This window comes from uncultured Microbulbifer sp. (assembly GCF_947489355.1).
GTDB lineage: Bacteria > Pseudomonadota > Gammaproteobacteria > Pseudomonadales > Cellvibrionaceae > Microbulbifer.
Genome location: NZ_CANLDD010000061.1, coordinates 1 through 22,590 on the forward strand (window position 1 = coordinate 1; position 22,590 = coordinate 22,590).

Sequence of the window (22,590 nt, forward strand, 5' to 3'; positions counted from 1 at the left end):
AGAGGTGCTATCAAAGCACAGTAGCTATGGCTTGTGCCTTCCTATGGCTACCCATGTGAAACGGGAACAGCCCCTAGTAAAGCAGGAGAGAAGAATACCCCTCTCCCAGGATCGTATGAGGCATGGATACTGATTACGAGCGTACAAGGATGTATTCACAGCGTGTCCTGGGAGAGGGGTATTCTTTCCTTCCGACCCGGTAGTAATGCTCAGCTTTGGCTTGTGCTGCTGTGGTAACAATAATCTCTGCATATATAAGATCAAAAAAGCGGGCTTTGCTCTGTCTATAGGAATGGAATAGATGTGTTCGAATATTGTGACCCCCTGCAGCCAGATCGCAATAATGCCGGCATATGGCAAATCGGCTGATAGTGGTTTAGGCGCCAATTGCCACTTTTATCACTTGGTTTTACCGGTACCCAAAAAAACTATTTCCATGGGTAAAATCTCTTAATGAGACCTCTAAACCAAAATGCGACCCGCTGGCATGAATTACCAAAGGGGCAATGGAGCAAATTTACAAAAGCTTGACCATACTCTGGTGGAAACTCTGCATCATTTCAGCATATACCCAATTTTTCTTCTTAACTTGGTGAGGGTAATGATTAACACGACAAATAATAGATTGTCTGGCTGGGGCGGCGCAATGGAAGTAACCCCGTCGGCCAATAAAAACTCAAAAAAAGAACCAAACTTGAGAGCATAAGACTACAGGAGTTTCTTACATGAAAGCATCTGATCTGTTTGTTCACGCCTTGGAAGCAGAGAGAGTTGAATATATTTTCGGTATACCAGGGGAAGAAAATCTGGACGTGCTGGAGTCTTTACGCGGCTCAAAAATCAAGCTTATCCTGACCCGCCATGAACAGGCGGCCGGCTTTATGGCGGCCACCTATGGCCGTCTCACCGGTAAATCCGGCGTATGCATTGCCACCCTTGGGCCCGGCGCCACCAACCTGGTGACAGCCGCTGCTTACGCCCAGCTCGGAGGTATGCCGATGGTGATGGTTACCGGGCAAAAGCCCATAAAAAGCTCCAAGCAAGGCCAGTTCCAGATTATCAATATCGTCGATATGATGCGTCCTCTCACCAAGTTCACCAAAACCATTGTCGGCGGTGATTATGTCCCCTCGCACGTGCGCGAGGCCTTCCGCCGCTCCGAAGAAGAACGCCCGGGAGCCACGCATCTCGAGTTCCCTGAGGATATTGCTCGCGAACACTCCAGCATGCCGGTATTGGAAACCAGCTACACCCGCAGGCCTATTGCTGAGGAGAAAGCAATTCGCAAGGCTGCAGAAGCTATCACTGCATCGCGTAAGCCACTGTTGCTGGTCGGTGCCGGCGCCAATCGCAAACTCACGGCAAAGATGTTACGCAAATTCGTCGACAAGCTCGGAATCCCTACGGTGACCACGCAAATGGGTAAAGGCGTAATCGACGAATCAGGACCTCACTTTATTGGCAATACAGCCCTGTCAGATGGGGATTTTGTACATCGTGCCATTGATCAGGCCGATCTTATTATCAACGTTGGGCACGATGTGGTGGAGAAGCCTCCATTTTTTATGCGCCCCGGCGGTCCCGAAGTGGTACATATCAATTTTAGTTCCGCTCAGGTAGACCCTGTTTACTTTCCGCAGATTGAGGTTGTTGGGGATATCTCCAATAGTTTGTGGCAACTCCATGAACATCTGGAACCTCAGGGACACTGGAGTTTTACTGACGCCCACCGTATTCGAGCTGCCTTGCAAGAACATATTCAGGAGGGTTCCAATAGCGATACTTTCCCAATTCGGCCCCAGCGCCTGGTAAAGGATGTACGGGAAGTCATGCCGGATAAGGGTATCATCGCACTCGACAACGGCATGTTCAAAATATGGTTCGCACGGAATTACCCGGCCCACGCCCCGAATACCGTACTTTTGGATAATGCCCTCGCCACAATGGGTGCCGGGCTGCCATCAGCAATGGCCGCAAAATTAGTGTGCCCAGAACGCAGAGTGATAGCCATATGTGGCGATGGGGGCTTTATGATGAATTCTCAGGAGATCGAAACTGCCGTGCGTCTGGATATAGATCTGATTGTGTTGATACTGCGCGATAATGCCTATGGGATGATTAAATGGAAACAGGCCATGATGGAGTTTCATGACTTCGGCCTGGACTTTGGTAATCCCGATTTTGTTGCCTATGCAAAATCTTATGGTGCTCACGGCCATCGGGTAGAAGCCACAGATGAATTGAAACCCCTGATTGAAAGCTGCTGTAAAGAGGGTGGCGTGCACCTCATTGATGTCCCTATGGATTACAGCCACAACGACCGTATACTGAATCATGAGGTGCCGGAGCTTTCCAGCAAGTTGTAGCCCTTTTTAGGAGTTCAAAACAATTTGAATATTGCCAGACGCCGCAGCTTAGTTACCTGAATCCCGCAAGCCACAATAAGTAAGAATGGTATTCCCATCTAGCCAATAAAAATGTACGGGAAGAACAACCCCTGGCTGTAGGGTTGGACAAAGATCTTGGCGCACCTCTAATAATAGAAGTTTCTGGTTGTTATCGAAATCGACCAAAGAGACCGCATCGAAATTGAAGTATCGTCTTACCAAAGGAAATGCAGCCTTGAAGAAGCTTTCTTTTGCTGAGAAAATAATGGAGAGAACAGAACCCGGAACAGTCATAAGGCCATGATCCTGCAGATAGCGGATTTCCGATTGAAAAATTGCTGTGTTCTGTAATGCAAGTTGAGATTTTTCAGAAAGCACACTCTCAATATCGATTCCAATACCTTTCATTTGTGTGGTTTTCAGTACAGTTGCACCAGCATATCGTTCATTATGGCTGATGCTGCCGATTGTACCTTCTGGCCAAACTGGCTCCCGCCATTTTCCCGTTTCTACCCGGAATTGCTTTATGTCTAATGCAGCCAACGCATATCGGGCAGCCATCCGCCCGAAAAAATATTCCCTCTGTCGTTTTGGAACACTCTTGGCAATATTTGAAGGTAGATCTATATTGAACTTGTGGAAAAAGCTTGTCGAAAAATTATTTTTTGCTATTTTGAATAAATAAAGTTGAAAATGCTTATTATTAAGTTCAGAGAAACTGAATCGCAGTGATCTCTGTTCAAAAAAGTTTTCCAATGATGCCAGCAAACCATCCACCTCTAGAAGCAAGCACCAGGCACCCTCACCCACCCTTCCATCAGGACTCGGGCGCTGCGGCTCATAATGGCTTTGGTTGCGGCCCATTGGCCGTCCACTGCTGTCACCTCAGCACCAACGCGTAAGCTTCCGGAGGGGTGTCCGAAGCAGACCGAATTGCGCTCGCCACCACCTGCGGCGAGATTCACCAAAGTGCCGGGTATGGCGGCGGCTATGCCGATAGCCACGGCGGCCGTGCCCATCATGGCGTGGTGTAGCTTACCCATTGACAAGGCACGGACAAGCAGATCGATATCTGCCGCAACCACCCCTTGACCACTTGAGGCAATGTAATCCTGTGGCTTGGCCACAAAAGCGACTTTCGGCGTGTGCTGGCGGGCTGCAGCTCCCTCGACAGAGGAGATCAATCCCATGGTTACTGCGCCATAGGCACGGATGGCCTCGAATATGGCGAGCGCTTGGCTATCGCCATTAATCGCATTCTGTAGTTCGGTACCGGTATAACCAATATCTTCTGCATTGACGAAAATCGTGGGGATTCCGGCATTGATCATGGTGGCCTTGAGGACACCGACACCTGGCACTTCCAGATCATCCACCAGGTTGCCAGTGGGGAACAGGGCACCCTCGCCGTCGGCGGGGTTCATAAACTCAATTTCCACTTCGGCTGACGGGAAGGTGACGCCATCCAGTTCAAAATCTCCGGTCTCTTGCACGGCACCGCTGGTTATCGGCACATGGGCAACAATGGTCTTACCGATATTGGCCTGCCAGATACGTACAGTGCAGATGCCATTTTCTGGAACCCTGGAAGGCTCTACAAAACCGCTATTGATGGCAAAGGCGCCCACCGCGGCGGTGAGATTCCCGCAGTTACCGCTCCAATCGACAAAAGGTTTATCAATAGAAACCTGGCCAAACAGGTAGTTCACATCGTGATCGGGCTTTTCGCTGGGCGACAAGATCACTGTTTTACTGGTGCTCGAAGTGGCACCCCCCATACCGTCGGTATGCTTTCCGTAGGGATCCGGACTACCAATCACGCGTAGCAGCAGATTGTCACGGGCCTTTCCTGGCACCTGTGCGACCTGGGGCAGATCCTGCAGGCGAAAGAAAACGCCCTTACTGGTTCCTCCGCGCATATAGGCCGCGGGGATTTTTATTTGAGGTGCATATTTCATACTCAGGCCGTCACTTCTGCTTCTAGGAAGTCTTTGGCAAAGCGCTGCAGGACACCACCCGCTTCGTATATGGAAACCTCTTCAGCGGTATCCAGGCGGCAAGTGACCGGTGCCTCAATAGTCTCACCATTAGCGCGGTGAATCAGTACCGCCAGGGTGGCATGCGGCGTGGGCTCTCCGATCACATCGAAGGTTTCGGAACCGTCAATGCCCAGGGTTTCACGGGTAGTACCCGGCTTAAACTCCAGCGGCAGCACCCCCATACCAATCAGGTTGGTGCGGTGAATACGCTCGAAGCCCTCCGCCACAATGGCTTCCACTCCGGCCAAGCGAACACCTTTCGCGGCCCAATCACGAGAGGAACCCTGACCGTAATCGGCACCCGCCACAATAATCAGCGGTTGTTTGCGATCCATATAAGTTTCAATAGCTTCCCACATGCGCGTGCACTGCCCTTCCGGTTCGATACGGGCCAGGGAGCCCTGGCGAATCTCGCCATTGTCATCGCGCACCATTTCATTGAGTAATTTCGGGTTGGCAAAAGTGGCACGCTGGGCCGTGAGGTGGTCGCCTCGGTGGGTGGCGTAAGAGTTGAAGTCCTCTTCCGGCAGGCCCATTTGCGCCAGGTATTCACCGGCAGCACTACTGGCCAAAATGGCGTTGGAGGGGGATAGATGGTCGGTGGTGATATTGTCCCCCAGCACCGCCAGCGGGCGCATCCCCTTCAGGGTGCGCTCACCAGCCAGCGCGCCTTCCCAATAGGGCGGTCGACGGATATAGGTGCTCATTGAACGCCAATCGTACAGGGGGTTGCCCTGCTCTTCCGCTGCATCCCGCTCTTCAAACATGGGGATATAGACATCCCGGAATTGTTGCGGCTTTACACTCTGGCGCACAATTGCATCAATCTCTTCGTCGCTGGGCCAGATATCTTTCAAGGTAATGGACTTACCTTGGTCATCGTATCCCAACGCCTCCTTTTCAATATCAAAACGGATGGTGCCGGCGATCGCGTAAGCTACTACCAGGGGCGGTGAAGCCAGGAACGCCTGCTTGGCGTAGGGGTGGATACGGCCATCGAAATTGCGGTTGCCAGAAAGCACCGCCGTTGAATACAAATCGCGGTCGATGACTTCCTGCTGGATTTTTGGATCAAGGGCACCACTCATACCGTTACAGGTAGTGCAAGCGAAAGCCACAACACCAAAACCCATCTGTTCCAGGTCCGGTAATAGGTCTGCCTCTTCCAGATACATTTTTACCGTCTTGGAGCCGGGTGCCAGGGAGCTTTTCACCCAAGGCTTGCGGGTCAGGCCGAGCTTATTGGCATTGCGGGCAATCAGGCCTGCGGCAATCATATTGCGTGGATTGCTGGTGTTGGTGCAGCTGGTAATGGCTGCGATGATCACAGCACCATCGGGCATCTCGCCCGCTTTGTCTTGCCAGGCCTTGGCGATACCGCGATTGGCCAGTTCAGAGGCCGGCAGCAGCGCATGGGGGTTGGAGGGGCCAGCCAGGTTGCGGCCCACAGTAGTGAGGTCAAATTTCAGTACGCGCTCGTATTCGGCGCCCTTCAAGGCATCGGACCAGAGGCCGGTTTCCCTGGCAAACCGCTCTACCAGAGCCACCTGTTCGTCATCGCGACCGGTAAGCTTGAGGTAATCCATGGTTTGCGCATCAATAGAGAACATGGCCGCCGTTGCGCCATATTCTGGCGTCATATTGGAGATAGTGGCGCGGTCGCCCAGGGTCAGGTTGGAAGCACCTTCACCGAAGAATTCCAGGTAGGCACCCACCACGCGCTGGCGGCGCAGGAATTCAGTCAGAGCCAAAACCAGGTCGGTACCGGTAATTCCAGGCTGCAATTTTCCGCTCAGCGCCACGCCGACGATATCTGGCAGGCGCATGTAAGAGGCACGACCAAGCATTACGCTTTCGGCTTCCAGGCCACCCACGCCGACAGAAATTACCCCCAGGGCATCTACCATCGGCGTATGGCTATCGGTACCGACACAGGTATCCGGGAATGCCACACCTTCACGTACCTGGACCACCGGCGACATCTTCTCCAGGTTAATCTGGTGCATGATGCCGTTACCGGGCGGGATCACATCTACATTTTCAAAAGCGGTTTTGGTCCAGTTGATAAAGTGGAAGCGGTCTTCATTGCGACGCTCTTCCACTGCACGGTTTTTCTCGAAGGCGCCCTTCTCAAAACCGGGGTGCTCCACCGCAAGGGAGTGGTCCACGATTAACTGGGTGGGAACGACGGGATTTACCCTGGCAGGATCACCGCCTTTATCGGCAATGGCATCGCGCAGACCAGCCAGATCCACCAATGCAGTTTGGCCGAGAATATCGTGGCACACCACTCGGGCTGGGAACCATGGAAAGTCCAACTCGCGCTTGCGCTCGATAATCTGCTTGAGGGAGTCGGTCAATTTTTCCGACTCGCAACGGCGCACCAGGTTTTCCGCCAGAATGCGTGAGGTATACGGCAGTTTGGCATAAGCACCGGGCAGGATCGCGTCCACAGCGGCGCGGGTATCGAAGTAATCGAGGTCTGTACCGGGCAGTGATTTGCGGTAATCAATATTCATAGCTTGGTAAATCAGTCGAATCGTTTTTCAGTCTGGTCTGTTAAGAGAAAGCCCCTAGTTGCCGAATCCTGACAACTGGGGGCCGGCGTGCCGCGCATTCGTTTGGCAGTGTATTAACCGCGCTCGGCGATAGGCGTTACTTTGCGTGGCTCCACGCCCACATACTCCGCGCTCGGGCGAATAATGCGGTTGTCTGCGCGCTGCTCGAACACATGTGCGGCCCAGCCGGTAACGCGGGACATCACAAAGATCGGGGTGAACAGTATGGTGGGAATACCCATAAAGTGATAGGCGGAAGCATGGAAGAAGTCTGCATTACAGAACAGCTTTTTCTCGCGCCACATAACTTCTTCACAGCGCACGGATACCGGGTACAACACGGTATCGCCGACATCTTCAGCCAGCTTTTCAGACCAGGCTTTGATGATGGCGTTGCGCGGATCGGACTCGCGGTAAATCGCGTGGCCGAAGCCCATGATTTTCTCTTTGCGCTCCAGCATGCCCAACAGTGCTTTTTCCGCTTCGTCCGGGTTGGAGAAACGCTCGATCAGCTCCATTGCCGCCTCGTTGGCACCGCCGTGCAAGGGGCCACGCAGGGTACCGATGGCACCGGTGATACAGCTGAACAGGTCCGACAAAGTGGAAGCACAAACACGTGCGGTAAAGGTGGACGCGTTGAATTCGTGCTCGGCATACAGGATCAGGGAAACGTTCATGACCTGCTCGTGCAGGGCGCTGGGGTTCTCGCCGCGCAACATATGCAGGAAATGACCGCCGATGCTGTCATCACCGGTTTCCGTTTCAATGCGCACATTGTCGTGGGTGAAACGATACCAGTAGCAGATAATGGACGGAAAAGCAGCCAGCAAGCGGTTGGCTTTTTCCAGTTGTTGCGCGAAGGACTCTTCACCTTCCAGGTTCCCCAGCATGGAACAGCCGGTACGCATTACATCCATCGGGTGGGCGTCAGCGGGAATACGCTCCAACACCTCTTTCAGGGCCAGTGGCAGACCACGCATCGTTTTCAGTAGCGCCTTGTATTCCACAAGCTGTCCCTCGGTGGGCAGTTCCCCATACAAAATCAGGTAGGCAACTTCTTCAAACCCACAGTGTTGGGCCAGATCCTTAATATCGTAGCCACGGTAAGTCAGGCCGGAACCGGATTTTCCTACTGTAGACAATGCGGTTTTACCCGCTACCTGGCCGCGCAGGCCGGCACCACTCAGTGTCTTTTCTGCCATCGTCTTATCTCCCCTTTTTTTAAATACGCAGTTTCTGTCCCCGTCGGCTGAATGCCGAGCCGACCTCAACCGATACGTAGTCCGTTATTTGTTGAACAGCTCGTCAAGCTTTTGCTCAAACACGTGATAGCTGAGGTAATCGTACAGCTCTTCACGGGTCTGCATGGTGTCCACCACCGTTTTCTGGTCGCCATTTTGCAGAATGCTGGTATACACATTTTCCGCCGCACGGCTCATGGCGCGAAACGCTGACAGCGGATACAGTACGATATCTGCACCGGCCTCGCCCAGCTCTTTGGTGTTATACAGCTCGGTCTTACCAAACTCGGTAATATTCGCCAGAATCGGCACATTCAATGCGTCCTTAAAGGCGCGATAGTGCTCTAATTCAGTGACTGCTTCGGCAAAAATGCCTTCGGCACCCGCTTCAATGCAGGCCTGCGCACGCTCGATAGCGGCATCCAGACCTTCCTGGGCGAAGGCGTCGGTACGGGCCATGATAAAGAAGTCATCATCGGTGCGGGCATCCACCGCCGCCTTGATGCGATCCACCATCTCCTGTTTGGAAACAATTTCTTTGTTGGGACGGTGGCCACAGCGTTTTTGCGCGACCTGGTCTTCAATATGTACCGCACCGGCACCGGCATGGATCATTTCTTTAGTAGTGCGGGCGATATTGAAAGCGCCCCCCCAGCCGGTATCGATATCCACCAGCAGTGGCAATTCGCTGGCAGCGGTGATGCGGCGCACATCCTCCAGCACATTGTCGAGGCTGGTCATGCCCAAATCCGGCAGGCCGTAAGAGGCGTTAGCAACGCCCGCACCTGAGAGATAAATCGCCTTGTGACCAATACGTTCGGCCATGATTGCCGCGTAGGCGTTGATAGTACCAACCACTTGCAGTGGTTTGTTCTCAGCAAGTGCGGTGCGGAAACGCGCGCCGGCGGAAGGCTTTTGGCTCATACTTTACCTCAGTTTATTTTCAATGTTCTGCCTGGAAGCGCGGATATGCCGGCGCATTAACAGCTCTGCCAGCTCCCCATCTCCCGCTTCTATGGCCTCGATGATATGGCTGTGTTCGCGAAACGCGCGCCGGGCCCTGGGACTGGCCATACCCAACTGGTAGCGATACATACGAACACGGTAATAAAGACGATTACACAGAGTGTCGATCAACAACGCATTTTTGGAGGCCTGTACGATACGGAAGTGAAAATCAAAATCCCCTTCCGGCTGGAAATAAGCTTTACCGGCTTGCAGCTCTTCCTGCTGCTCATGGCGGGACAACATTTGGCGCAGTTCTGCCAAATCTTCTTCGGTGCGCTGCTGGGCGGCAAGGCGGCAGGCCATACCCTCCAGAGCCTCGCGCACCTCGTAGAGTTCCAGCAGACCGCGCTCACCCAAATCAACGACGCGCGCACCCACGTTTACCCGGCGCTCCAGCAAGCCCAGGGACTCCAGGTGCATCAGGGCCTCGCGCAGGCTGCCCCGGCTGGCATTAAAGCGGCGGGCCAGCCCGGGCTCGCTGATTTTACTGCCCGCAGCTATACGCCCTTCCACGATTTCGCCACGCAAAGTCAAAAAAAGGCGCTCAGCCAGGCTCTGGTGTGGTTCCTGTACCGGGCTGCGCTCTCCGATTGCACTCATAAGGCACCAGGATTGTCGACAATTACCAGGAGGTGCATACATTAAAACAGTGAGAATTTGGCGTCAACTAAAGCTCATACCAAGGATTGTTGACAACCTTTGGCGCATAATGACCTTTCCGGCAACGGTAGTCTTGCCCGCGCTAAGTGGGCATAATAGCGCCCGCGCCAAGTACGGCTAGGGCGCATCCCACTACCGGGGGCCCCTCTATGCTAAATTGGGGCCAGTGAGATAAGCCCGGCTTGAGAATTTCCAGGCCCCGGAACAGGGCCAAATTACAAGGCTGCCAGCACCCAGGTTTCAACAGAGTTATGCCGAAGAGTATTATCAGGCGATGGCTGCCAAGCCCCGAAGAAATCCGAGCCAAGAACGGGCTCAAGTTTCTGGGAACCCTGCTACATGACCCCAACTTGTTCCACCTGAACCGGCACTCGGTTTCGGTCGCATTTGCGGTAGGTGTATTCACCAGCTTCCTGCCTCTGCCCGGGCAAATGATCATTGCCACCCTGCTGGCCCTGTGGCTGCGCTGCAATCTGCCGCTATCGGTCATCCTGGTCTGGATCAGCAATCCGGTTACCCTGCCGGCGATTTTTTACAGTACTTACAAGCTGGGCAGCTGGGCTCTGGGTACGCCGCCAGTGGATTTCAATATCGAGCTGTCCTGGGAATGGCTGACCACTGAGGTGGAGAAAATCTGGATCCCGCTCTTTGTCGGCTCCCTGCTGGCGGGGGCATTCTTTGCCGCCCTGGCCTATTTTGCCATACGCGCACTTTGGCGCTGGCATGTTGTCAAGCGGTGGAAACTGCGGCTGGAGCGCCGTTCCGCGATCAGTTGAGCCAGAAAGCAGCAACTCCCCTCGCAACTATCACCAAGATTCTGTATTTCGGAAAGCGCAGTGCCGGCAGGGTAGCATACCCTACCCAGTCTTCTCCAATACGAAATGAGCCTGAAGCGAAGCCGTGGTTCCAACACAAAAAGAGCCTGAAGACCCTTTAGCGGCAAAGCTACTCGTTGCGCAGGGCTGCGGCAGGTTGAACCCGGCTGGCCTGCAATGCGGGATACAGGGTTGCCAGCAGGCTGAGCAGTATTCCAGCACCCACTACCAGCGCCACATCGGACCAGGCCAGTTCGGATGGTAGGTAATCCACCGGGTAAACATCGGATTTCAGGAACTGGACCCCGAGTGCGGATTCCAGTCCGGCGACCAAATCCGTGACAGTCAGTGCCCCCAGGACACCGAGGGCGCCACCGACCACCGCACCAACCAGCCCCACCAGCGCTCCCTGGCTGACAAAGGTCAGTAGAATCTGTTGTGTGCTGGCCCCCATGGTGCGCAGTATTGCAATATCCGTATGTTTGTCGACCACGACCATCACCAGGGTGGACACCACATTGAAAGCCGCGATGGCAATAATCAGCAGCACCAGCAGCCCCACCAGATTGCGGGACATCTGTATCGCCTGGTAGAGGTTGCCGTGGGTACGACTCCAGTCAGTACCGTAATAACCTCGCTGGTCAAGTCCACGCAGTAAGCGACGCATGATCCAATTGGCCTCAAGCATCTCCCTGACCCGCAGTTGCACACCGGCACCACCGCTATTGCCCGCCAGGGCCTGGGCCTGCTCCCAGGACACCAGTGCCAGGGACTGGTCCAGAACCGTGCCGGAATGGAATATTTCAGCCACTCTGAAACCCGTCACACGGGCCGCGCGCCGAGCGCCAGCGGCGCTGTTGTTGTCAGGCACAATCAGAGACAGGTAGGCCCCCTGTTCCACACCCAGTTTTTCTGCAATACCGCGCCCGAGGATGATACCGGGCTCGGCGGTGTCCATCAGCTTGGGGAAAGCTTCGGAACTGAGAAAACCCCTGATGTTGGACACTTCGGCGATGGTATCCGGGTTAACCCCCTGCACCAACAAGGGTGTGACTTCCCCGCCGCGCCGAGCCAGCGCATTGATCTGCCACACTTCTGCCGCCGACACCACCTCGGAATCGGCAGCCAGTTGGTGGCGCAGGGCGGACCAGTCGATATCGGGGCTGGCATTGTAAATGGTGGCGTGGGGCATGATACCGAGGATGCGCTCACGCAGCTCACGATCAAAGCCGTTCATAACCGACATCACCACGATCATCAGGGCGACACCCAGAATCAACCCGGCCATGGACAGACCGGAAATAAACGAAACCAGCCCCGCGGAGTCATCGCCGCGACGCCGGGCACCGGCGTAGCGCAGACCGATAAAGGTGGATATCGGCTTAAACATGCTCACCCTGGTGCCAGTTGCTGAGGAGTTTACCGTCGATCAGGTGCAGGCAGCGGTCCAGCGCTGCAGCGAGATCCGGGTCGTGGGTCACAATCACAAAACTGATCCCCATATCCCGGTTGAGCCGATCCATCAGTTTGTGGATCTCCCTGGCCGTTGCCCTGTCCAGATTGCCGGTGGGCTCGTCCATGAGTACGCAGGAGGGCTGTGCCACCAGGGCTCGGGCGATGGCGACCCGCTGGCGTTCACCACCGGATAGCTGTGAAGGCTTGTGCTCGAATCGCCTGCCAAGCCCCACCGCCTCCAGAGTGGATTTGGCCTCAGTGCGGGCTTTGGCCACACTGTGCCCACCGATCAAAAGTGGCATGGCCACATTCTCCAGTGCGGAAAACTCGCTGAGGAGGTGGTGAAACTGATAAACAAACCCGAGTTGCCTGTTCCGCAGCCTGCCGCGCTCGTTGACACTGAGACCGGCCAGGTTGTGTCCCGCCACCCAGACTTGACCCGCACTCGGGGTATCCAGGCCGCCCAGCAGGTTGAGCAGGGTCGATTTGCCCGAGCCGGAAGCACCGACAATCGCCAGCTTCTCTCCGTGCCTGACCTCCAACTCGGCACCGCTCAATACCTCCAATTCCCTGCCGCCCTGGCGATAGGATTTGTGCAGCTGCCGGCAAGCCAGCACGGCATCATCGCGGGCCTCTACTACCGCCCGGGCCTGCCCGGTATCTATTTCCACTCGGCTGTTCATAAAGTTGTTGCGTGGCTTCCTAAATCTAGTCGGTAAATTTTAAAATAAGCTCTAGCTGTTTGATCTATCAGGTATTACGCACAGAGCATGTTTCTAGCGGTTCTGCCCGGCACACCGGGAACTATCCGGTATCCGTTTCCCCGAAGGTTTTAGAAAATCTTTTGCCGCTGTCAAAAATCTTCAATTTACTTTAAAAAAATATCTTAACTATATGATTTAAATGAATTTATTCATACCTTAAAGCTTCCGCAGGCTCAATCTGAGCCGCCCGCCAGGCGGGAAACAGCGTTGCCAGCAGGCTCATGCACACCGCAACAGAGAGCACCACCACAGCATCGCCCACGCGGAATTCCGAAGGCAGGTAGCTGACAAAAAATACCCGCGGATCGAATATTTTGCCTCCCGTGAGGCCCTCCGCCCAAGACACTATATCGGTGAGATTGAGGGCAATCAGAAGACCCAATGCTGCACCGCTGAAGGCACCGATAATGCCAATGGCACTACCCTGCACCACAAACACTGCCATGATTTGGCGGGAAGTCAGACCGAGGGTTCTCAACACGGCAATATCTGAGCGCTTGTCTGCCACCATCAACACCAGCGCCGAAACAATATTGAAGGCGGCTACGGCGACGATAATCAGCAACATCAAAGTGACCACGGTCTTTTCCATTTTCACCGCTTGAAACAGGCTACCCTGGGAATGGCTCCAGTCCTCACCACTAAATTCCTCACCGAGCGCCTGCGCATAGAGAGAAACCCTGCCCAATGCGTTATCCATATCGTCGAAGCGCAGCTGCAACCCCTGTACCCTGCCGGTCAACCGCATCAGGCGGGCCGCATCCTCGATATTGATCAGGGCAACACTCTGGTCCACTTGCGCTCCCACCGAGAAAACACCGGCCACGGTAAAGCGCTTAGTGCGGGGGAAAATGCCCGCTGGCGTGATGGTCACTTCGGGCAGGGTTAAAATGACGGTTTCACCGGGAACCACATTCAATTGTTGGGCGAGAATGCGACCGAGTACGATCTGATAACTGCGCGGTTGCAAGGTATCCAGGCTGCCCATGATCATATGCTCACCCACCGCGGAAACATTGGGCAACGTCGCTGGGTCGACCCCCTGAAACTGGGCGCCCTGGCTGTTGCTGTTCGCGCTCAACAGGGCAAAGCCCTTCACAAAAGGGCTTGCCGCTTCTATATGGGGCTGTCGCTCCAGCTGTTGCGCCGTTTCCCGCCAATCCTGCAAGCCGCCATCGCGTTCGATAAAGCCGTGGGGAACAACGCTCAAAATGCGCGTTTTCAACTCACGATCAAAGCCGTTCATGACAGAAGTGACAACAATCAAGGCAAGTACGCCCAGGGCCATGCCGAGCAGGGAGAAGCCGTTGATAAAGGAAATAAACTGCTGCCGGCGGCGGGCGGCAATATATCTCAGACCAATAAACAGGGGGACAGGTTTCAGCATAGGATCGATTTAAACGGAAAAGAGGTAATAAATCCAAGTATTTAGACAATTTCAGCCTACAAAGCAATATCTCGGCCAAACCACCTGCCCCCTTGAACGCCACCCCTTTCAGCCGGGCAGCTCGCGAGCCCCGCGCTTCGGGGCCTTTACGTCCGAATGTCGTGATGCCCACCACGGCTAATCAACAAACCCAGTACCCGGCAAATCCGGGCAGCTAATGCCATGCTGGGCGAATACTGCCGGAGCCTGGAATGGTGCCTGCCCGGTATTCCGACCAGTACCTTTGGGTTTTTGCGGAAAAAACGTGAAGGCGGCCAAGTGTTCTGGCGGAATTTCTGTTTTAATGGGTGACGCAATGAAACACCAACTGGAGAACACTGCATGTTCAACAGATCTCGCAACGGGGTCTCTTCGATTGCCGGCACCCTGGCGCTCCTTTTCGCCTTCGGCGCCCAGGCAAAACCCCTGGAAATACCCGCAAACCTCGACAAGAGCGACCTCACCTTTGAGCAGGTCCGCGGGTTGAAAAAAGATGCGGTCACCACTCAGCTGGGCGACCCCATGAGTATCGAAGGCCCCGTGGGCGAACCGGCAATTACCCGCTGGGAATATGCAGACTTTTATGTCTATTTTGAATGGGACACGGTGTTGCACACGGTGAAAAAACCCAGCGGCTGAGTTTCCAAGCTATCTCACCACACCGGACAAGGCGCCCCGCTCCCCACCAGGTACATGAACTGCAATTCTTTCCCGTTCCCGGTACCCGCCGGAGGGCGCTCTTGGGTACAGCTCCTCGTATCGGCAACCCCGCCGGATAAGATCCTATAGCTGCAGTATATTTTACCGGGTGTAATATCCACCCAGGTCCGGAGAACAATGGAATCACTGATGGAAGGCTACAAGTATCAAAAGAGACAGGTTGCTCTTGACAAAGACAGAGAATTCCGCATTGGCGAGGGCAAGATCAGCGGCTACGCTTCTATTTTCCTCGGGACACTCAGCTTACTTGCGGTACTTGCCTATCTGTTCCCCTCCCACCTCACCACTACCGAGTTGCGCCAGGTTTACGATGCGGAGTCGCTGCAGAAGGCACTGAAGTACGGCATGTACTTTTCCCTCTTTTTTGGCGCGCTCACCTTTTATTTGAAGAAGTATCGGCGCATGGGGTTTGCCGGCATAGCCCTGACTGCAACCGCTTTCCTTTTGGGGGGTTACAGGGTTCCTGTGGGCCCCGTTGAGGCCGAGCGGCTGTCGCTGGGGGTGGACTGGCTGATTCTCGCCTTCCTCGGCTCGGTGATCGTTTTCGTTAGCCTGGAAAAGCTATTTCCCAAATACAAAAACCAGGTAATCCTGCGCAAGGAATGGGGGCTGGATCTTTTCTATTTCTGCTTCAACCACCTGGCAATCTCCGCCATTCTGATCTACGCCAACTACCACGTCAGCCACTTTGACTGGGCGGTAAGTGCACAGGTGCAGGCATTGATCGGTTCGGTGCCCATAGCATTGCAGTTGGTCCTGGTAATTCTCTGTGCAGATTTTGTCCTCTACTGGGAGCATAGAATCTTTCACGAGATACAATGCCTGTGGCCGGTCCATGCAGTACACCACTCTGTGCAGAATATGGATTGGTTGGCGGGCTCCCGTAGCCACTTTATCCAAACTTTTTCCGAGAGAGCCATGGTGATGGTGCCTTTGTACCTCCTGGGCGTGGGTGAGGCAGTGCTGAATCTGTACGTGGCTTTCGCCGCCCTGCAGGCTGTGCTGATTCACTGCAATGTCAGCCTGCCATTCGGCCCTCTCAAATACATTTTCGTAACCCCCCAGTTCCATCACTGGCACCACAGCTCTGAAAAACCTGCCATTGATACCAATTATTCGGCCCACACCATCCTGTTCGATTGGCTATTCAATACCATGCACTTTCCCAGGGAGCACTGGCCAGCCAAATATGGAACCACCGGGAAATTCCCGCAGAGCTACCTGGGCCAAACGCTGTATCCTATTACTGCCTTACTCAAGAAACATTAAAAAATCGGAGGCCAAAAGGGTGCGGTCTATCGCCGTCTTTGTACTGTTACTTGCCAGCCTCGCCAGGGCCGAAGTCACCCTGGTGCAGGTCATAAAATCGGAGAACAAAATGCTGTTGATGGATGGGCAGGAGGTAGTGAAAACCTACCAAGTCGCCTTTGGAGCATCCCCTAAGGGGCACAAAATGCAGGAAGGAGATGAGAAAACACCCGAAGGGCGCTACATCCTGGATTACAAAAAGGAGGACTCCGCCTATTACCGCGCCATGCATATCTCTTACCCCAGTAGCCGGGACAGAGCCCAAGCCGAAGCCCGCGGCGTATCGCCAGGCGGCTTTATTATGGTTCACGGACAGCGCAACGGGCTGGGCTGGCTCGCGTCAATCACCCAACGCTTTAACTGGACCGATGGCTGCATCGCCCTCAGCAATAATGAAATGGATGTGTTCATGTCCCTGGTGCAGACCGGAACCCCGATAGAGATTCGCTGGTAGGTTTCAGCCTGCCCCGACCCAGATCGTCCTGGGGGTGGATTTCCCTCCGGCAACAGGTCACTATGCCCGCCGTAACTTTCCCCGGGTGGATTGCACAATTTTTAGGCAAGCTGACAAGACACCACCCTTAGGACTAGCGAGAAATCGATTGAAAATGACAGTTAAAGTCGAACCTATAGATAGCCTGTTGAAATCCAGCGGCCGCGAAGGCGAAGAAGTGCGCGTGCAGGGCTGGATCAGAACCCGCCGGGACTCAAAAGCCGGCCTTTCCTTCCTCGCCGTGCACGACGGCAGCTGCTTTGACCCGATCCAGGTGGTCGCGGAGAACCATCTGCACAATTACCCGTCGGAAGTACAGCGCCTGACCACCGGTTGCGCAGTGGATATCCTCGGTACCATCAAGCCTTCCCAGGGCAAGGGACAATCTATCGAACTGCTGGCCGCCGAGGTGCAGGTGATCGGCTGGGTGGAGGACCCGGATACCTACCCGATGTCCCCCAAGCGCCACACCATGGAGCACCTGCGCGAACACGCCCATCTGCGTCCACGCACCAATGTGAGTGGCGCCGTGGCCCGCGTGCGCAATTGTATTGCCCTGGCGATTCACCAGTTTTTCCATCAGAACGGATTCAACTATGTGCACACCCCGATTCTCACCGCCTCCGACTGCGAGGGCGCCGGTGAGATGTTCCGGGTGAGCAGCCTGGATATGGAAAATCTGCCGCGAAACGAACAGGGCGCAATTGATTACAGCAAAGACTTCTTTGGCGAAGAGAGCTTCCTTACCGTATCCGGTCAACTGAATGCCGAGGCCTATTGCCTGGCCCTGTCCAGGGTGTACACTTTCGGGCCGACCTTCCGGGCGGAAAATTCCAACACCACCCGCCACCTCGCCGAATTTTGGATGGTAGAGCCGGAAGTGGCTTTTGCCGACCTGGCCGATATCGCCGACCTGGCTGAACAGGTACTGAAGCACGTCTGCAAAGTTGTTCTGAACGAACGTGCGGACGATATGGCCTTCTTTGCCCAGCGTATCGATAAAGAGGCGATCAGCCGCCTGGAAAATATCATCGAGAAGGATTTTGCCCGCATCAATTACTCAGATGCCATTGAAATTCTGGAAAACTGCAAGGAAAAATTCGAATTTCCGGTATCCTGGGGGATTGATCTTGCCTCCGAGCACGAGCGCTACCTTGCCGAAGTACACTTCAAAAAGCCCGTCATAGTGATGAACTACCCGAAGGGCATCAAAGCCTTCTATATGCGCATGAATGACGATGGCAGGACAGTAGCCGCCATGGACGTCCTGGCTCCCGGAATCGGTGAGATTATCGGCGGTGCACAGCGAGAAGAGCGCCTGGAAAAACTCGACGAGCGCATGGATGAAATGAATATTCCCCGTGCGCACCTGGACTGGTATCGCGATCTGCGCCGGTATGGCACAGTCCCCCATGCAGGGTTTGGCCTGGGCTTTGACCGCCTTGTGTCCTATGTGACAGGCATGTCTAATATTCGGGACGTGATTCCTTTCCCGCGCACACCAAAAAATATTTCTTTCTGATAAAAAAGCCCCGCATTGCGGGGCTGGCAATATACTTCCATTTTTCACTTTCCTGTCAGTAATTCCTTTATTTACACAAACACTAGCATTACTACCGGATCGGAAAGAGAGAATACCCCTCTTCCAGGACGCACTGTGAATATATCCCTGTAAGCTCGTAATCGACCTCCATGCCTCATAAGATCCTGGCAGAGGGACATTCTTCCCCTGACGTAGAGTGAGGAAGAGCCTTTGAAAAAATATTCTTTTCACCCATTTTCACAATTCTTGCCTGTTTGCTAAAAAATTACTCCAAATATTTACTTCTGACAACAATGCTCCATAACACGAAGTTGTCACTTTATTTATATTACCAAAGTAAATTTTTTGTAGCGCCCAATTAATCCTTACCTTTATGCACTGCAACGCACCAATACTTTTAGTTATGGGCAGAGAGTCGCAAAAATTCTGCAAACTATTTTCGCTCAATACACTCGCTTCACCTCATAAAATATCGAAGCTGACCCACAGAATAAAGCAATATTCCAAGTGTGACTATTTGCATCATAACATTCGCAATTCAGGGAATAAAAAACCGTAAAGTGGGAAATTGGGTGTAAGATAAACAGGTGAATTATGCGCCATTATTTTTTCTCTGGAGAATGATCGTGTTGACATCCAGGCTCTAAAAACCGATCTTACCCCGGCTTTAATCGAAGCAGAAAAGAACGATAAATAAAAATAAGGATCATTCTATGCAATTCTCTTGTCGAACCCTTTTTCTCGGCAAAGCTTTGGCTTTTTGTGCACTCACCACACCCATGACTGTCGATGCGCAAAGCAGCAAAGCCTTTGAAAACGCAAATCACAATGCAAGCTTCCTTCGCTGCGGCACCAAGCATCCAACTACAGAGGAAGCTGCTATGAAGGAACGCCACCTCAGTAATTTGCGCGGCAAACCGGGCGGTGGTGATGGTGGGAGCGGCTATATACCCCGCCCTGCCGGCTCTGTTTCAGTCGATGTTTATTTTCATGTAATCACCGACAGCAGCAATAACGGCGCGGTTTCAAGTGGTGATATCACTAACCAAATGAACATCCTGAATGCGGCTTTTTCAGATACCCCATTCACATTCAACCTGGTATCCACGACCACTAGCGCAAATGATAGTTGGTATAACCTGAATTCTGGCTCCACAGCGGAAACCGCCATGAAGTCCGCTCTGCGGGTGGGAGGTGCAGGGGATCTCAATATTTATGCCGCAAATATCGGTGGAGGCTTACTGGGCTGGGCAACCTTTCCCAGTAGCTATGCTTCCAACCCCATTCGCGATGGCGTAGTCGTCTTGACCGGTTCTTTGCCCGGCGGTGATTCCGCACCATTTAATGAAGGGGACACAATGGTTCATGAGGTGGGACACTGGCTCGGCTTATATCACACATTCCAGGGGGGCTGTAATGGCGATGGGGATTTCGTCGCTGACACACCGGCGGAAAGATCGCCGGCAAACGGTTGTCCTGTAGGCCGTGACTCCTGCACAAAGGGTAAAAACGCGGATGGCCTGGACCCTATCCACAATTTTATGGACTATACCTATGATGCCTGTATGTATGAATTTACCGACGGACAGTCCAATCGCGCTGACGAGTTAAGCAACCTCTATCGCGGCATTTAAAATACAGCGGAGGGGGCTTTCCCCCTCCCGGCCGAGGCTCTACCGTGCCATGAAAATTTTTCTTGTCCTGCTGGTGTTATTCACTCTGCCCCTGCCTGTAACTGCACAACAGCGCCTGGCAATCCCGGCTTATATCACCTGCAACCACAATCAACTCACCGCCTGGATGGGAGAAATCCAATACCTGAACCACCAAGCCGGCACACTCAGTCTTGCTCTGACGACTGACTACCAGACAGATGAATCCCTACAATTGCATTACCCTACCGAAGCCGACTTACTTGCACAGATGCGTCTACACAGTGTTCCATTCACCAAAGACGACTGGCGCCAACTGTATGAATCCGATGGGACACTGCGCAATAAACTGCGCGCAGTAATCTGGCTTTGTGAAGATTCCGGCACCAAGCCTGTCATCAACTGGCAGCCGCCCAAATAAATCTGCACTGATGTATTTCTTGATCCCAAATGTCAACAATGGACACAATTGGTATTTAGCTGATCGATAGCGAAAAAAGGACATGCTAGTTGCAGTTTCATCACCGCAGTGCTTCGCAATCACTGAACCCGATAGAATTAGGCTCTTCATCGGCGGCAGGCAAATAGAAAGCGCGCTGTTCACACCCCGACAATCAAACATACCGCTGAAAATCACTTGGTTGAAATCGCACGCTTAGCTGGATTCACACAAGTGCCCTCCAGTTCGAACCGCTTGGCGCTGCCTTTGGACTACACTGGCACTGATTATCCATATTGATGATGATATGTCCGACCCTACGCTGGTTCAGCTTTCACCTGAGCGCCATCAGAACCTTGATCGAATAGAGGACCTCACTGCCCACCATGGTGAACACCACGGCAGCATTGATATTGATCGTCGCCTACCAGTAGCCGCAGTGATGCCGGGATCAGATTTGGACGCCTCTATCGGAATCGCTCTACTTTGTAAAAGCCGAGTTACTAACAAAGCGGAAGGAAAGAATACCCTTATCTCGGAACCGTATGAGGCATGGGCGTCGATTACGAGCGTACAGGGAGGTATTCACAGCGTGCCCCGAGAGGAGGGTATTCTTTGCTTCCGACCCGATAGTAATTCCATCAAACACCTGCAATCTGGCATAAAACTCATCATACATACGAGCATAACGTTGACCTGACTATAGGTTTATCGTTCATGATGCTTCCAAATAGGAGGATATGAAAATGTGTATACAGTAAGTCAGCTAGCTAGGAAACATGGCATTACCCGATCAACCATGGTGGGCACTCTGATAATCGCCATCATAGGAATAGAAAGAAGCGTAATATTATTACGCCTTATGTCTTGATTGTGAACTTTTAATTCCAGACACCAGCCCAATCAAAACACATATTATGCTTGTCGCAACAATTGGGTAAATCCCTGATGCTCCATATATTAAGTAAAAAATTAACAATGCAGCCGGATAGAATAAAAGACAATGAAAAATCACTCTTTTTGTGGTAGACATTTTTTTTTCGCCAAAAATGTAAAACATAAGATAATCAACAAAATGTAATTTCATGGAAGTATCTTTAATCTCTTTACGCTCTCGAAAAACAATAGCAAAATAAAATATTGCTAGAACAACATTTGATAAAATTGCAAAACTAGAGAAAGTCAAAGTAGACAATAAAGCATATAAATACACACAAATTAAAAGAATAGAGAAACCCAATGACTTATAATCCATAAGAAAGCACCAAAGATGGAGGTTTGCCAATTGGCAAACCTCTCTATGATAATGTCAGTTGTTAGGGTATTGCACTGTTTCCTGTCTCTTGCAATGCATCTTGACCACCGTCAATTCCACCTACAATAGCACCAACGGTAGCTCCAAGAACAGCACCTGCAGCAGCACCAACGGGCCCACCTAATGCACCGCCTACCGCTGCTCCAGCTGCTGCGCCTGCAAGGGCTCCACCTCCAGCTCCTTCAGCTACCTCTTTCACGATAGAAGGGCCACCACCAGAAACTATCATTAACTCATTACTATTTAGCTCTTTCATCTTTACTCTTCCGTTATTGCTTCATATGCAGCACCCGCTACTGCCCCAATAATTACAGCACCAACAACAACTGGAGCGGCAACTGCACCGCTTACAGCTGCAACAACTCCCACGACTGTCGCGGCAGCAGCACCACCATATACCGCACCTTCTGCGACATCAGCAGCATCCCCTCCAACTACCTGATCACACATATCTTCACTAATTTCATACATATAGGTTTTCTCATTTATAATTAATATAAAGATTATGCCAACTTATTGTCAGCCAGACTTATCTGCCTCCCTGCAGACTTAACCGTTTCCGGTCTATGAGCAACCAATATTCGGGTGATGGCGAGTTGTTGAATATGCTGGTTAACCAGCGATTCATTCGCCATATCCAAATGACTGGTTGCTTCGTCCATGAACAGGATGCGAGGTGCGCGATATAAGGCGCGCGCCATCACAATTCTTTGCTTCTGCCCTCCGCTAAGACTGGTGCCCATATCACCAACGAGGGTGTTGTATTG

The 22,590-nt window shown here is 52.9% G+C and carries 21 protein-coding genes; 8 read left to right on the top strand and 13 right to left on the bottom strand.

Annotated features, from left to right (window positions below; genetic code table 11):
- Positions 1-725 precede the first annotated feature (725 nt).
- Complete coding sequence (locus Q1A48_RS17950; protein WP_299947670.1) at positions 726-2,366, top strand: acetolactate synthase large subunit; 1,641 nt, start codon at positions 726-728, stop codon at positions 2,364-2,366.
- A 48-nt stretch (positions 2,367-2,414) separates the two neighbouring features.
- Here Q1A48_RS17950 and Q1A48_RS17955 read toward each other — a convergent pair whose 3' ends face one another.
- The 6 genes from Q1A48_RS17955 to Q1A48_RS17980 all read right to left on the bottom strand — a co-directional run bounded on the left by Q1A48_RS17955 (position 2,415) and on the right by Q1A48_RS17980 (position 9,833).
- A complete protein-coding gene (locus Q1A48_RS17955; protein WP_299947672.1) occupies positions 2,415-3,197 on the bottom strand; it encodes a 4'-phosphopantetheinyl transferase superfamily protein in 783 nt (260 codons plus the stop codon).
- Positions 3,167-4,345 (bottom strand): 2-methylaconitate cis-trans isomerase PrpF, encoded by a 1,179-nt coding sequence (gene prpF, locus Q1A48_RS17960; protein ID WP_299947674.1) that lies wholly within the window; start codon positions 4,343-4,345, stop codon positions 3,167-3,169. Before prpF ends, Q1A48_RS17955 begins: the two co-directional genes overlap by 31 nt.
- 2 nt (positions 4,346-4,347) lie before the next feature.
- Positions 4,348-6,945, bottom strand: coding sequence for a Fe/S-dependent 2-methylisocitrate dehydratase AcnD (gene acnD, locus Q1A48_RS17965; protein WP_299947676.1), 2,598 nt, complete (start codon positions 6,943-6,945; stop codon positions 4,348-4,350).
- Between the two features lie 113 nt (positions 6,946-7,058).
- A complete protein-coding gene (gene prpC, locus Q1A48_RS17970) occupies positions 7,059-8,186 on the bottom strand; it encodes a 2-methylcitrate synthase (RefSeq protein ID WP_299947678.1) in 1,128 nt (375 codons plus the stop codon).
- An 84-nt stretch (positions 8,187-8,270) separates the two neighbouring features.
- Positions 8,271-9,149 carry a methylisocitrate lyase gene (gene prpB, locus Q1A48_RS17975; protein WP_299947680.1) on the bottom strand — a complete coding sequence of 293 codons (879 nt, stop codon included), beginning with the start codon at positions 9,147-9,149 and terminating at the stop codon, positions 8,271-8,273.
- A gap of 3 nt (positions 9,150-9,152) precedes the next feature.
- Positions 9,153-9,833, bottom strand: a complete 681-nt coding sequence (locus tag Q1A48_RS17980; RefSeq protein WP_299947682.1) for a GntR family transcriptional regulator — start codon at positions 9,831-9,833, stop codon at positions 9,153-9,155.
- Between the two features lie 311 nt (positions 9,834-10,144).
- On the opposite strand from Q1A48_RS17980, the gene Q1A48_RS17985 reads away from it, so the two are divergent.
- On the top strand, positions 10,145-10,669 hold the full coding sequence (locus Q1A48_RS17985; RefSeq protein ID WP_299947684.1) for a DUF2062 domain-containing protein: 525 nt from the start codon (positions 10,145-10,147) through the stop codon (positions 10,667-10,669).
- A gap of 169 nt (positions 10,670-10,838) precedes the next feature.
- On the opposite strand, the gene Q1A48_RS17990 is transcribed toward Q1A48_RS17985, so the two are convergent.
- From Q1A48_RS17990 to Q1A48_RS18000, 3 genes are all read right to left on the bottom strand, one after another.
- Entirely contained in the window at positions 10,839-12,098 is a 1,260-nt protein-coding gene (locus Q1A48_RS17990) for a lipoprotein-releasing ABC transporter permease subunit (protein ID WP_299947686.1), read from the bottom strand.
- Positions 12,091-12,846 (bottom strand): lipoprotein-releasing ABC transporter ATP-binding protein LolD, encoded by a 756-nt coding sequence (gene lolD / locus Q1A48_RS17995; protein WP_299947688.1) that lies wholly within the window; start codon positions 12,844-12,846, stop codon positions 12,091-12,093. The genes Q1A48_RS17990 and lolD overlap by 8 nt, the downstream gene beginning before the upstream one ends.
- A 226-nt stretch (positions 12,847-13,072) precedes the next feature.
- Positions 13,073-14,314, bottom strand: coding sequence for a lipoprotein-releasing ABC transporter permease subunit (locus Q1A48_RS18000; RefSeq protein WP_299947690.1), 1,242 nt, complete (start codon positions 14,312-14,314; stop codon positions 13,073-13,075).
- A 381-nt stretch (positions 14,315-14,695) separates the two neighbouring features.
- Between Q1A48_RS18000 and Q1A48_RS18005 the strand changes: the two genes are divergently transcribed.
- The 6 genes from Q1A48_RS18005 to Q1A48_RS18030 all read left to right on the top strand — a co-directional run bounded on the left by Q1A48_RS18005 (position 14,696) and on the right by Q1A48_RS18030 (position 20,490).
- A complete protein-coding gene (locus Q1A48_RS18005; RefSeq protein ID WP_299947692.1) occupies positions 14,696-14,992 on the top strand; it encodes a hypothetical protein in 297 nt (98 codons plus the stop codon).
- Positions 14,993-15,202: 210 nt separating this feature from the next.
- A complete protein-coding gene (locus tag Q1A48_RS18010; protein ID WP_299947694.1) occupies positions 15,203-16,342 on the top strand; it encodes a sterol desaturase family protein in 1,140 nt (379 codons plus the stop codon).
- Positions 16,343-16,361: 19 nt separating this feature from the next.
- Positions 16,362-16,835 (top strand): L,D-transpeptidase family protein, encoded by a 474-nt coding sequence (locus tag Q1A48_RS18015; protein WP_299947696.1) that lies wholly within the window; start codon positions 16,362-16,364, stop codon positions 16,833-16,835.
- Between the two features lie 154 nt (positions 16,836-16,989).
- Positions 16,990-18,396: an asparagine--tRNA ligase gene (gene asnS, locus Q1A48_RS18020; RefSeq protein ID WP_299947698.1), complete on the top strand. Its 1,407-nt coding sequence runs from the start codon at positions 16,990-16,992 to the stop codon at positions 18,394-18,396.
- Positions 18,397-19,298: 902 nt separating this feature from the next.
- Entirely contained in the window at positions 19,299-20,051 is a 753-nt protein-coding gene (locus Q1A48_RS18025; protein WP_299947700.1) for a zinc metalloprotease, read from the top strand.
- Positions 20,052-20,100: 49 nt separating this feature from the next.
- Positions 20,101-20,490 (top strand): hypothetical protein, encoded by a 390-nt coding sequence (locus Q1A48_RS18030; RefSeq protein WP_299947702.1) that lies wholly within the window; start codon positions 20,101-20,103, stop codon positions 20,488-20,490.
- A gap of 871 nt (positions 20,491-21,361) precedes the next feature.
- On the opposite strand, the gene Q1A48_RS18035 is transcribed toward Q1A48_RS18030, so the two are convergent.
- The 4 genes from Q1A48_RS18035 to Q1A48_RS18050 form a co-directional block, all read right to left on the bottom strand.
- A complete protein-coding gene (locus Q1A48_RS18035; protein WP_299947705.1) occupies positions 21,362-21,763 on the bottom strand; it encodes a hypothetical protein in 402 nt (133 codons plus the stop codon).
- Between the two features lie 61 nt (positions 21,764-21,824).
- On the bottom strand, positions 21,825-22,079 hold the full coding sequence (locus Q1A48_RS18040; RefSeq protein WP_299947708.1) for a Blp family class II bacteriocin: 255 nt from the start codon (positions 22,077-22,079) through the stop codon (positions 21,825-21,827).
- Between the two features lie 2 nt (positions 22,080-22,081).
- On the bottom strand, positions 22,082-22,294 hold the full coding sequence (locus tag Q1A48_RS18045; RefSeq protein ID WP_299947710.1) for a hypothetical protein: 213 nt from the start codon (positions 22,292-22,294) through the stop codon (positions 22,082-22,084).
- A 32-nt stretch (positions 22,295-22,326) separates the two neighbouring features.
- Positions 22,327-22,590: ATP-binding cassette domain-containing protein (locus Q1A48_RS18050; protein ID WP_299947712.1), on the bottom strand; the 264-nt coding region annotated here is incomplete at its 5' end.

Bases quoted from the DNA above. Each gene is read 5' to 3' on its own strand.
- Q1A48_RS18000 (WP_299947690.1), bottom strand. From the start codon at position 14,314: ATGCTGAAACCTGTCCCCCTGTTTATTGGTCTGAGATATATTGCCGCC.
- Q1A48_RS18025 (WP_299947700.1), top strand. From the start codon at position 19,299: ATGAAGGAACGCCACCTCAGTAATTTGCGCGGCAAACCGGGCGGTGGT.
- Q1A48_RS18045 (WP_299947710.1), bottom strand. From the start codon at position 22,294: ATGTATGAAATTAGTGAAGATATGTGTGATCAGGTAGTTGGAGGGGAT.
- asnS (WP_299947698.1), top strand. From the start codon at position 16,990: ATGACAGTTAAAGTCGAACCTATAGATAGCCTGTTGAAATCCAGCGGC.
- Q1A48_RS18030 (WP_299947702.1), top strand. From the start codon at position 20,101: ATGAAAATTTTTCTTGTCCTGCTGGTGTTATTCACTCTGCCCCTGCCT.
- Q1A48_RS18035 (WP_299947705.1), bottom strand. From the start codon at position 21,763: ATGGATTATAAGTCATTGGGTTTCTCTATTCTTTTAATTTGTGTGTAT.
- lolD (WP_299947688.1), bottom strand. From the start codon at position 12,846: ATGAACAGCCGAGTGGAAATAGATACCGGGCAGGCCCGGGCGGTAGTA.
- acnD (WP_299947676.1), bottom strand. From the start codon at position 6,945: ATGAATATTGATTACCGCAAATCACTGCCCGGTACAGACCTCGATTAC.
- Q1A48_RS17950 (WP_299947670.1), top strand. From the start codon at position 726: ATGAAAGCATCTGATCTGTTTGTTCACGCCTTGGAAGCAGAGAGAGTT.
- Q1A48_RS17990 (WP_299947686.1), bottom strand. From the start codon at position 12,098: ATGTTTAAGCCGATATCCACCTTTATCGGTCTGCGCTACGCCGGTGCC.
- prpB (WP_299947680.1), bottom strand. From the start codon at position 9,149: ATGAGCCAAAAGCCTTCCGCCGGCGCGCGTTTCCGCACCGCACTTGCT.
- prpF (WP_299947674.1), bottom strand. From the start codon at position 4,345: ATGAAATATGCACCTCAAATAAAAATCCCCGCGGCCTATATGCGCGGA.
- Q1A48_RS18010 (WP_299947694.1), top strand. From the start codon at position 15,203: ATGGAAGGCTACAAGTATCAAAAGAGACAGGTTGCTCTTGACAAAGAC.
- Q1A48_RS18005 (WP_299947692.1), top strand. From the start codon at position 14,696: ATGTTCAACAGATCTCGCAACGGGGTCTCTTCGATTGCCGGCACCCTG.
- Q1A48_RS17985 (WP_299947684.1), top strand. From the start codon at position 10,145: ATGCCGAAGAGTATTATCAGGCGATGGCTGCCAAGCCCCGAAGAAATC.
- Q1A48_RS17980 (WP_299947682.1), bottom strand. From the start codon at position 9,833: ATGAGTGCAATCGGAGAGCGCAGCCCGGTACAGGAACCACACCAGAGC.
- prpC (WP_299947678.1), bottom strand. From the start codon at position 8,186: ATGGCAGAAAAGACACTGAGTGGTGCCGGCCTGCGCGGCCAGGTAGCG.
- Q1A48_RS18040 (WP_299947708.1), bottom strand. From the start codon at position 22,079: ATGAAAGAGCTAAATAGTAATGAGTTAATGATAGTTTCTGGTGGTGGC.